This window comes from Bradyrhizobium sp. cir1, from assembly GCF_014198245.1.
GTDB lineage: Bacteria > Pseudomonadota > Alphaproteobacteria > Rhizobiales > Xanthobacteraceae > Bradyrhizobium.
This window is the reverse complement of record NZ_JACIHE010000035.1, coordinates 43,951-54,325: the sequence shown is the minus strand read 5'-3', so window position 1 is coordinate 54,325 and position 10,375 is coordinate 43,951. Positions and strand designations below refer to the sequence as shown.

Here is a 10,375-nt window from a genome sequence, read left to right as displayed (position 1 = left end):
GCATCGCCCACGCTCGCTGCCTTCTCGCCTATTATGGTGAAACTCGCCCGACAAAAGCGAATCATTCTCACGCTCTCAGGATGAGGCTAAGCAGCGTCAGTGCCCGTTGAAACTGCTGCCGCGCACTCCGTCCTCATCCTGAGGAGCCCGCCTGAAGCGGGCGTCTCCAAGGATGGCCACAGGGAAACGCTCTCAAATGCGATAGCCCTGCGTTTTCCCCGTGTCATGACCGCCTGCTAGCCTCCTCCGGGGTCGATCAACTCGAAAGGACAATTCATGGACTTGAAAACCGGCGATGTCGTGATGCTGAAATCCGGCGGCCAGCCGCTGACGGTTGCGGAGGTGAAGGAGGACGAGGTGCTCTGCCTCTGGATGGGCATGGAAGGCGATCTCTTCCGCGAGACGCTGCCGCTCGCCGCGCTCGTGCAGGTGGAGGAAGAGGAGGAAGAGGAAGACGAGGATGAGGACGAAGACGAGGAGTAGGCGCCTCTAGAACCGCATCCTCGTCGGATCGGAGCGTTCCGCTCCGACGCTTCTGATGTCCGCTTCTCCGCCGACGACAGCGCAATAGCGGACATCACTGAGTGTCACGGAAGAGCCGGAGGCCGACATGGCAACCGCTTGGGGCACGCAGCCTGCATTCTCCTCCGTCACCATGTGCATGGCAGTCATCCGCAGAAATCGCTTCAACCACCGGTAGTCACGCTCGGGCGGTTCGGCTAGCATTTGGTGGCGTGCAAACATTGGGACGGAATGTCCGTCCTTGAAAGGACATATCATGAGATTGTCGTCAGGATTTGTCGCGCCTTCAGCCTTCGCTTTCTTGTCAACGGTCTTGCTGTGCAGCCCGGCGGCGTCGCAAACCGCAACAAGCTCCCCCACCCAGGTTCCCTCCGTCACGGTCGAAGCGCCGAAGCAGGCGGCAAGGCCGAAGCAGGCGGTCAACACCGGGGCATCTCGCTCGTCAACCCGCCACATACGATCGGCAACTGCTCAACCGTCGAGCGGCCGAACGCCGTCGTCAGCACCGGGTTCACCATTGGCGAGGATTGCCGCGCTGGAGAAAGTCGCCAGCAGTTGCAACGGTGGCTGTCAAACAAGCTTCAGACACGGCAAGGATCCCTGGGTCGGGTGCAGCGAGTCGGGCGGCGGACAAACCAATGCACCCTTCTCGCCGACCTGCACAGACACCATCACTCACAAATCCTACGTGGATTGCGTCGAGACCAAGGTGTTCCTGGGCGACTACCGAAATAGAGCCTACTGGATCTGCAGCAGCCTCTCCGCCGGCAACAAGTTTCAAGTCGCCGAACTCAAGCGATCAAAGCGCTAGCGCTGGGGCGTTTTCGAGCGAACCGGATATTGGTTCGCTCGAACTGTTGGCGAATTGAGGAGGAAGATCTGCGCAATTCGATTCATCTCTCTCTGTTGGCTGCAGCCTGGCTATTGAGTTCGTTCGCATCTGCCGAGCCATTCCGAGCTGCGATTTCGCGACTCAGCGTACCGGCCGAGACTCCATTCGAAGTCCTGATTGCTTATCCGACGGCGGCATCCGAGGCTGAGTTAGTAGAAGGCCCGTTCAAATTCCGGGCGAGCCAAGATGGTCCGATAGCGCCGGATAGCGTTTTTCCCATTGTCCTGTTCGCGAAGGGAAATGGAAGCGCCGCGGGGTCCCCGTTGGTGCATCATGATCTGCTACTTCGTTTGGCGCGTGAAGGGTTTGTCGTCGTCGCGCCGTACTACCCCAAGACGCCTCGACCTTTCATCAGCCGGCCAGGACAAACGCGCAGCGCGCTCGCGGCCGCTGAGGCAGACGAGCGTCTTTCCGGACACATCGATCCCGACCGGATCGGAATGATGGGCTATTCTTTCGGTGGCGCCGTGACGCTGATCATGGCGGGAGCGAAACCAAATCTGGCGCTGTTGTCGGCATATTGTCGTGAACATGGAGACGATCCGAAAGCCTGCGAGGGCATACCGACGGATGATTCTTTGGCCAATATTCCAAGTCGAAGATCGGATTATGCCATTCCATTGAAAGCGCTCGTTCTCCTCGAACCGCTCGGAGCGCCCTTTGGAAAGGACGATCTGAATACATTGAAGATGCCAATCTTGATCTATCGTGCATTGCAATCGGATCTCAGGGCAGACGGTAATGCCTTGTCATTGGTCCGAAACTTACCGGCGGCCCCTCGCCAAGCCGCAATACCCGGTGGGCACGGCGTTTTTCTCGCTCCTTGCCCACCCACACTCAATGCGCTCTGCAGCGATCCACCGGAAGTCGATCGGATCGCAATTCACAACAGGGTCGCTGATGAGGTTGTAAATTTCTTGCGCTCTAGTTTGTGACTCCCCCAATTGCGGCGCCAGTGCACTCGATTAACCCGCCCGCTTCAAACTCGGCAGGCGCCGACCGACGCCCGTGCTGTCTGAGGTAGGTGCACTGTCACCGTAATTCCTGAGCGCCAACAGCAAACGTTCAATGAGATTTCATCACGAAAGCGACGGCGACCGGGGTCTAACCCGGTCGCCCGCGACGCGTCTTACTTTGGAGGCTGCGGCGGCTTGGGCATCGCCGACAACATGCGAATCTTCAACTTCCCGCCCTCGGTAACGTAAGTCGCCGTCCAAATCCCACCTACTTCGATGGGTGCTCCACTCTGGTTCTTGCCAGTGATGCGGTATCCGCCGATAGCGAGCGCGGCGTCCGTTCCGAGGGGCCACGCCTGATCCACGGTTATCTCCTCGTGATCAAGTCCTGCCTTGAACGCACCTTGGTAGTACTCTGCAATATCCGTTCGTGGTCCTGCTGGATTAACGTGAACGCCTTCATTCGCGAACAGCGCGGCGATACCTACGCCATCCTGCTTATTGAAGCTTTCCGCGTACGCAGAGCCGATTTGTTCAACCCTCTGCTTGAGGTTTTGGTCTGCATCGGCGGCTGCCGCAGGCACAGAGAATGCAGCGAGAAAAAAGCCTAAGACGTAAGACAATCGCATTTTCATTCCCTCCCTATTAAATCAATGAACGAAATGGCCTCCCCATTGAGGAGCCGAGAGCAACGATAGCACAACAATCAATAATTGAGGACCGAACCCACGAGTGCCGGGATCATCACCAGTCCGCCGGCAATCAAGGCCACATCTGGGATGGCGGTGCACCGGCATCCGCTCGACCAAGGCGTGGCAAGCAGCGCGCCGGGGATCGCAATCCAACCGAACTACTACCGCCCCGAGTTCGGTGGCCGATCCCGATCAGTCCGTAATTACGGTCTCCAGCACGCTCAATTGACCCGGCCCGCTTAAGCTCTGCAAGTGCCTGACCGAAGCCCGCGCCGACGAATTAAGTGCACTGTCACCGTGAGACCGCGGCGCTCAAATCCCCATAGCGCCTGCCGCACCGTTTTACGTTTCCTCTCGCGCGGTTTCCTCCCTTGGAGGCTTTCGGACGCCGGCCGCCGAATGCGCCGCGCCGCCCCTCATGCGGCCGGCATCCGAAACCCTTCACAGATCCGGACTCATGCTGCAAATTTCAAGAAGGTGTGGCGCACCGGCGAGGTATCAACGCGTGCCTCACAAGGCATAACGCCGGTAGAGCACGACGATGACAGCGAGCACCGTCCCGGCATAAATGACCTGCGCTGCGTGATCCAGAATAACAGCGGCGCGCTTTCGGCCGGTGCCCCGAAGTTTTTCATGTTTGTAGCCCGCCAATATCGTCATCAGGCATAGTATAAAGAAGATGTAGAATATCTCTTCGACCACCACCGTGTATCCGACATCGCCGATCTGGCTGCTCACCGCTACGAGCAGCACCGCGCTCGCCAGGATCGAGGTCACTGGGATCGTCACGCGTTCACGAAACATGGTTTCGGGAAAGAACAGCGTCGCGAATACGACGAGCACGAGCAGGAACATCGGCAGCAGGTTCTTCAGCATGTAGATGGAGGAGCTGCGGCGCAGCACGATGGTCGCATCGAATCCTGCGAATTCCGTCATTGCCTCGGCATCAAACAAAGACGCCTTGCCGAGCGTCGATCCGCTGGACATGGATTCGACGAAATAGTTCAGTCCGAGAAATCGCCAAAGCGGAAGTCCGGAATAGGCCCCGTCCTCGGCCCGCGAGCTTCCGTCGTCGGCAAGGCGCAAGCCGAACCGATCGATGACATAAGTAATGAGTTCCCGCCGCTGTTCCGCGTTCTGGAAATGCAGACGCAATTCCTGCGTGTCGAACGGATAATCATGGAGATCGAAACGGGTCTTGAAATCGCCGTTGATGCGATAGAGCCGATAGCTCAGACCGTCTTCCTGTCCAGCCTGAATCGGCCGAGCTGCATCGAACGCCCCGCGATCCAGCAAAGCCGGGAATTCGACGTGCGTCTGCGCCTCATCGTCGCCAGCGAACCGCATCCAGAGATAGAAGTCGACGTTGAACGAATTTTGCTTCACGTCGATCCGACTGACGCGAATGATGTCGATGCCGGTATAAACGACGCGTTGAATCCAATAGCGCCGCCCCTCGAACGCGATGACATGGCCCTTCTCCCGTTCGGCGTCGAGATCGATTCCATCCGGCTGATCGATGCGCACGAGTTGCAGCGGCGCCGTGACGAACCGACCGTAACGGAAGAAACCCATTCGGATCGGGCGCGGAATGTCGCGGTTCGCGTTGAAATAGAGCCGCCCCGTCAGCCCGACGACCGCCGATTTCGGACTGTCGATCGCGGCCAGTGCGAGGCGCACCCGGTCGCGATCCGCAACCTTGCTGTCGGATGGTTTCTGAATCCCCTGCCCCATAAACCGGGGATGTACGGCAGCTCGTCTCAGCGCGTCGATCATCAGGCGCGCGGCATCATATGAGCCACCGCCAACCCAGCTTGGGGAGGTTCCCGCTCTCGCTTTGTAGTCGGCGGCGAAAGCCTGCGCCGCCACGCCGGCGCTGTCGAAAATCAGCGACGATGCCGCATACAGATTCTCACTGAAGAAACCCGGACGCGTTTGTTCCTCGGGCTCGTTGACGAAATTTCTCAAATAGCTTTCGCGGCCCGCGCCCTGGGTTGTGATGATCGTCCCCTTGATGCCGCGGCGACGCAGCGCCTTGACGATGTCTGCGATATAGTCGGCTGCCGCGCCGACGACGATGACACCGGGACCGGGCTCCTGCGCGGCAGCGTCCAGCGCCTCATCCATCGATCGGATCTGACCTGCTGCGACGTCCAGTCCGAACACACGCAACTGCTCCGCCGGATAGGCCGCCGCAAATCCACGCTCAAAACTCTTGCCGTAGGAATCGCGCGTGTGAACAAGACGGACTCTTGGCTCCTTCATCACGGCGCGCAGATGTTCTGCGATCGAGCGCGCCTGTGCGGAGACCGGCGACAGCGCACGAAAATAGTAATCATTGGTGGATGTCAGATCGTCGGCAGCCGCGCTTCCCGTGAGCGCCGGAATCCGCGCATCCTTATATGCCGGCGCTGCCGCGAGCGATGCGGAGCTGAGATAATGGCCGAGCACAGCGACGCATGGGCTGTCGGCGATCGCCTGCGCATTCGCGCGCGCCACGGCTGGATCGCTTGCGTCGTCGAACAGAACGAGTTCAATCGGCCGTCCGTTGACGCCACCCCTGGCGTTCACTTCGTCGATTGCAAGCTGCATCGCGATCAGGCTTTCCGTCCCAGCCGGGGCGGATGGGCCAGAGAGCGAATTGGCGAACGCGATGCGAATAGGCTCCGGGCGGGTCCAGAGGATGGCGGCCCAGGCGACGCCGAGCACCAGGGCGACGCCCGCAACAACGGCAAGCCACATGATAAGCCGCTGCTTCATCGTCGATCCTCGCATCGGTCGGCATAAGCCGAGATTCTCCAGATCGAGGCCTCAGTCAGGTGGAGATTGCCGCCGCTGAGAGCGTTTTTCAAGCCTGCCCGATCGCCCCCGGCAAGATCCACGACCGCTCAAAGCGGATGAAGGAAAAGCGCGGGGAGCCGAAAGTCAGAGCCGTCGGGCCGTAGCCGCGGTCATTCGCATACCCAGCCTGAACACCGCGAGCTTTCGCCGGATGGCTCGGAACGGCTTTCGTTCTCGCCGTGGAGCACGGCCAATTCGATGTGTCGCAGGGCGAACGATCACCTCGTCGGCGAATGCGACCAGCTTGTCTGGAGCCGGCCACTGAACGGAAGCTACTGCTTCACCCCTTCGGCCGTGGCCGTGGCCATGTATTTCGAATAGAGTTCGGCAATCCGCGCGCGCCACATCCCGACGAACGCGCCGGATGTCAGCTTATCGACCGATTTCCACGCCTGCTTGACGGCCGGAAGAGTATTCCGCCAGATCGCGCGCTTGCACCATTTCTCGCCTTTTTCCTTGCCCTCGCCGGTGGCGCACATGGATTTCCAGGCGATACGATCGGGTTGGCTGATGTGCTCGGCGGCGCCTTCCCAGCCCTGTTGATGGATCAGGTAAAGATCGCTCAAGGTCGGCTTCTGGTGCGTCACCCACTCGAACAGCACGCCTTCGGTAATGACCTTGTAGGCTGCCGCAACGGCATTGTCGCGGGGACTGCGAATCTGCCCCGAGCCGAATTTGCCGAACTCGTATTCACTCAGCTGGAACAGGCCGATATACGACCCGGTGCGTTGCTTGGGATCGAATCCGGACTCGATCTTCGCGACCGCCTTCATGAAATTGAAATCGAGACCGAAAGCATCGGACGCGCGCTTGATCTCCTCGATCGGCGTTCCGACCAGGGTGTTCTTGAGCGACCTCAACACGATATCCGCCGGCTTCTCGGCGGGCGGATATTCGGACCATACGTAATAGATCAGATACCGGAAATCCTGGCTCGCCGGCGCGGCGCTGGAAGCATCATCGAACGCATTGCGCGTTGCCGGCTCCGGCTGCGCAGCATCACGGTGGTCCAATGCTTCCGATTTCGTCGCGATGGAATCGTCATCGATTTTGGCTTGGGCCATCAATGACAGACCAGAAGCCGCCTCGGGGACCGAGCCCGGCTCTGCTCCAGGCGACGCTTCAGGTCCGAAAGAAACCTCCGGTACGGCGGCGGAGAACGACGGCGCACCGGGTGTCCCGGCGCTCACGGACCCTTGCGGCATTGCGTCCGGCACGCTCGCCCCTGGCGTGCTTCCGCTTACCTCATGAATCATCCCCGTGAATGCAATGACACCCACGATGCAGGCGGCCTGCAAGGCTTTCATTGCCCCCAACTCCGCGGCAGGGTCCCCGAACGAACGCTACACCCATGCTCCCCGCTGTCCAAGGCAAGACGGGCACGCTGATGCTTTACCGAAGCTGGCTGTTACCAAAATGCGACACCCTTATCGCCGCTCGTGCCTGTTCGGCGAGGACGCCCGCCCGCCGCGATCGCACCAAGCCGCTGCCGTCACCGGCTACTCCGACCCGTCCGCCGGCTCGTCGACGAATTGAGACTTGCAAGCCCCGACTTCGCGCTGCTGGCAGACCCAGGGGGTCCTGGCGCGCGAAGGCGGCGAACGCGCGTTCAATCATCCGGCCATGGGAGTGCTGCACTATCAGCAGGTGTCGCTGTCACTCGCGGGCTGGCCCGATTATCGGCTGACGATGCTGCTCGCTGCACAACCTGTATCGGTCGATGATCGGGATCGACGGCGCCGCACGCGGGCGTGAAGGATGAAACGGTTGCTCAAGGTCCGCTTGCAGACACGGCCGAAGTGTCCGCTGAGGTCAGTTTTGGGTCCGTTTCAGGCATGTCAAAGACCGGAAAATTTGATAGGGTCGGGCATTCTCAATCATGAATTTTGGAGGAAGCGATGCTTGTCAGGTTATTGCTTTGCACCGCCGTAGTCTCGTTGGCGATAACTGATATCGCTGCGGCTCAGCAAAATTCGCCAGCGGTGACCCAGCAAACCGCGACAATAAAGCGGACGCCACTACAGAAGTTTGACGTGCCCGGCACGAACTATGAGACCGTAATTGGAATGGCTGAAGTCATGCCCAACGTGAATATCGGACGCCACACCCATCCAGGTCCTGAGTCAGGCTTTATGCTTGATGGCGAGATGGTGCTCATGGTGGATGGTCAACCAGACAAGACGGTAAAGACCGGGGAGAGCTACCAACTTGCACCCGGTGTTATTCACGACGCCAAAGCTGGGCCGAACGGCGCGAAAGTAATCGCCACTTACGTTGTCGAGAAGGGAAAGCCGCTCGCTTCTCCGGCTCCGTAGCGATGTCCGCCTAGGGGGCATGAGCCGCCAATGACGGCTACCCCGGACGACTTCCGGTTTGCGCTCAGAAGCCACACCTGTGGCTACGAGCAGGCGCGAATGCCAATCGCGCCGTGATCATCTACGCGATGATCTGCTTCGCCGCCGCCGAGATCATCACCAGCCCGCCGGTAATCACCGCGACGTCGAGGATCGCGGTGTGGATGTGCACCGGCATCCGCTCGACGAACGCCTTCGCAAGAAACGCGCCGGGCACGGCGAGGCCACCGATCAGAAGCGCAAAGGCGAGCACCTGCGCGGTCACGGCGCCGGCAAGGCCGAACACCGAGATCTTGATGAGGCCGGTGCCGAGCGAGATCATCGCATCGGTCGCGATCACGGAAGCGCCCTCGAGGCCCGCGGCCATCAACAGCGAGAGCAGGATCACGCCGGAGCCTGAGGTGCCGCCGACCAGCACGCCGTAGCCGACGGCGAGGCCGGTGTCGCCGATCCTGACCTGGCGCCGTCGCAGCACGCGGCGCAGCGGCACACTCAGGATCAGCATGGTGCCGATCACGAGCGCCGCGCCGGCATTGGTGAGGCGCGTATAGCCGTAGGCGCCGAGCGCGGTGGTCAAGCCAGCGCAGGCCAGCACGATCAGCGCGCGGCGGCGGTCGGCATGGCGGACATAGGCAAGAGCGCGGCTCGCATTGGTGAGCATCGCAGAGATCGCGATGATCGGCACCACCGGCTCGGCGCCGACCAGCGGCACCAGCACCAAGGGCATCAGCGCGCCGGTGCCGTAGCCGGCGAGACCACCGATGATCGAAGCAAACAACGCCATCAACGCGACCAGCAAAAGCTGAAAAATCGAGATGTCGGCGAAGCCTGAAACGATGGTCACGTTTTCCCGTCGCGGCCGACGCGGGCCGCAGCTTGATCGGCGATGGAAGCGAGCGCGGCTTCCTCTAGGGGAAAATCCGCCGCAAGCCAAGCGTCCTCGGCAAGCGTCAACACATGTCCGAGCGCAGGTCCTTCCGCCAGGCCGCGTGCGATGAAGTCGGCGGCGCGCAGCGGGAATTTCGGCGCAGTCCAACGTTGCGGCAGCTCGGCGAGCGCGCGCCAGCGCGGCGAATGCACCTCGCCGCCGGCGCGTGCCCAGCCGAGCAACACGCGATCGTGATAGCGCTCAGGCCCGAGCCGATAGAGCAGCCGCCGCGCATGGGCCTCGTCCTTGGCGGCCAAGCGCCACCAGCGATGGCCCATCGAGTCCAGCGCCTTGGCCTCGGCATTGGAGAGCCGCAGGCGCGCGGCGACGCGCCTGGCGTCCTCGGTCACGGCGACCGTCAGCGCGGCGAGGCGCCGCGTGCTGCTGGCGGAAAGGCCAAGCTCGCGCTCGATCGCGATCATCGCGGCGAGCGGGCCGGTATAGGCAACACCGCCGATCAGCGCCTGCAGCAATCCGCCGTCGGCCATGGCCAGCACGGCCGCGGAGGCGCGAGCTGCCACGAGCAGCTTCAGCATCTCCATGCGCACCCGCTCGGCCGACAGGCTGGCGAGGCCCGCGCGTCCCCGGATGCAGGCGAGATAGCCGTCGCGGTCGGGCTCGCCGGCACCAAAGGCGGCGTGGATGCGGAAGAAGCGCAGGATGCGCAGATAATCCTCGGCAATGCGCTGGCCGGGATCGCCGATGAAGCGCACGCGGCGCGCTTTGGCATCCGCGATGCCGCCGACATAGTCATAGACGACGCCCCTTGCATCGACCGACAGGCCGTTCATGGTGAAGTCGCGCCGCTCGGCGTCCTTCACCCAGTCGCGGCCGAACGCGACCCTGGCCTTGCGGCCGAAAGTCTCGGTGTCCTCGCGCAGCGTCGTCACCTCATAGGGATGGCCGTCGATGACGAGCGTGATGGTGCCGTGGTCGATGCCGGTCGGCACGCTCTTGATGCCGGCGGCCTTGGCGCGGCGGATCACCTCCTCCGGCAGCGCCGTGGTCGCGATGTCGATGTCGCCGGGCACGAGGCCGAGCAGCGCGTTGCGCACGGCGCCGCCGACCACCCGCGCCTCCTCGCCATCGGCGCCGAGCAATTGCAGCACGCGCGCGGTCCCGCCTGTCATCAGCCAGGGCGCATCGGCAAGAATCGGCGCAAGGATCGGCTCCGCGCTCATCATCCAGAT

The 10,375-nt window shown here is 61.6% G+C and carries 11 protein-coding genes; 5 read left to right on the top strand and 6 right to left on the bottom strand.

Features of this window, described 5'->3' with window-relative positions:
- Positions 1-276 precede the first annotated feature (276 nt).
- Positions 277-483 (top strand): YodC family protein, encoded by a 207-nt coding sequence (locus GGD63_RS36890; RefSeq protein WP_183249758.1) that lies wholly within the window; start codon positions 277-279, stop codon positions 481-483.
- A gap of 6 nt (positions 484-489) precedes the next feature.
- Here the strand turns inward: GGD63_RS36890 and GGD63_RS40420 are convergent, their stop codons facing one another.
- Positions 490-948, bottom strand: coding sequence for a hypothetical protein (locus tag GGD63_RS40420; RefSeq protein WP_246785807.1), 459 nt, complete (start codon positions 946-948; stop codon positions 490-492).
- 91 nt (positions 949-1,039) lie between these two features.
- Here GGD63_RS40420 and GGD63_RS40415 point away from each other — a divergent pair, with 91 nt between their 5' ends.
- Entirely contained in the window at positions 1,040-1,333 is a 294-nt protein-coding gene (locus tag GGD63_RS40415) for a hypothetical protein (RefSeq protein ID WP_246785806.1), read from the top strand.
- A 29-nt stretch (positions 1,334-1,362) separates the two neighbouring features.
- Positions 1,363-2,349, top strand: coding sequence for an alpha/beta hydrolase fold domain-containing protein (locus GGD63_RS36880; protein WP_183249753.1), 987 nt, complete (start codon positions 1,363-1,365; stop codon positions 2,347-2,349).
- Positions 2,350-2,543: 194 nt separating this feature from the next.
- Here GGD63_RS36880 and GGD63_RS36875 read toward each other — a convergent pair whose 3' ends face one another.
- The 3 genes from GGD63_RS36875 to GGD63_RS36865 form a co-directional block, all read right to left on the bottom strand.
- The gene (locus GGD63_RS36875) at positions 2,544-3,005 is read right to left on the bottom strand and encodes a DUF4440 domain-containing protein (protein ID WP_246785805.1); all 462 of its coding nucleotides are present in this window, start codon (positions 3,003-3,005) and stop codon (positions 2,544-2,546) included.
- A 567-nt stretch (positions 3,006-3,572) separates the two neighbouring features.
- Entirely contained in the window at positions 3,573-5,822 is a 2,250-nt protein-coding gene (locus tag GGD63_RS36870; protein WP_183249751.1) for an ABC transporter substrate-binding protein, read from the bottom strand.
- A gap of 353 nt (positions 5,823-6,175) precedes the next feature.
- Positions 6,176-7,210 carry a transglycosylase gene (locus tag GGD63_RS36865; protein WP_183249750.1) on the bottom strand — a complete coding sequence of 345 codons (1,035 nt, stop codon included), beginning with the start codon at positions 7,208-7,210 and terminating at the stop codon, positions 6,176-6,178.
- Positions 7,211-7,442: 232 nt separating this feature from the next.
- On the opposite strand from GGD63_RS36865, the gene GGD63_RS36860 reads away from it, so the two are divergent.
- Together GGD63_RS36860 and GGD63_RS36855 are read left to right on the top strand one after the other, a co-directional pair.
- Entirely contained in the window at positions 7,443-7,658 is a 216-nt protein-coding gene (locus GGD63_RS36860) for a hypothetical protein (protein WP_246785804.1), read from the top strand.
- A gap of 143 nt (positions 7,659-7,801) precedes the next feature.
- Complete coding sequence (locus GGD63_RS36855; protein ID WP_246785803.1) at positions 7,802-8,218, top strand: cupin domain-containing protein; 417 nt, start codon at positions 7,802-7,804, stop codon at positions 8,216-8,218.
- Positions 8,219-8,339: 121 nt separating this feature from the next.
- Here GGD63_RS36855 and GGD63_RS36850 read toward each other — a convergent pair whose 3' ends face one another.
- Both GGD63_RS36850 and GGD63_RS36845 read right to left on the bottom strand, forming a co-directional pair.
- Positions 8,340-9,101 carry a TSUP family transporter gene (locus GGD63_RS36850; protein ID WP_183249748.1) on the bottom strand — a complete coding sequence of 254 codons (762 nt, stop codon included), beginning with the start codon at positions 9,099-9,101 and terminating at the stop codon, positions 8,340-8,342.
- Positions 9,098-10,366, bottom strand: a complete 1,269-nt coding sequence (locus GGD63_RS36845) for a CCA tRNA nucleotidyltransferase (RefSeq protein ID WP_183249765.1) — start codon at positions 10,364-10,366, stop codon at positions 9,098-9,100. The genes GGD63_RS36850 and GGD63_RS36845 overlap by 4 nt, the downstream gene beginning before the upstream one ends.
- Positions 10,367-10,375: the final 9 nt, after the last annotated feature.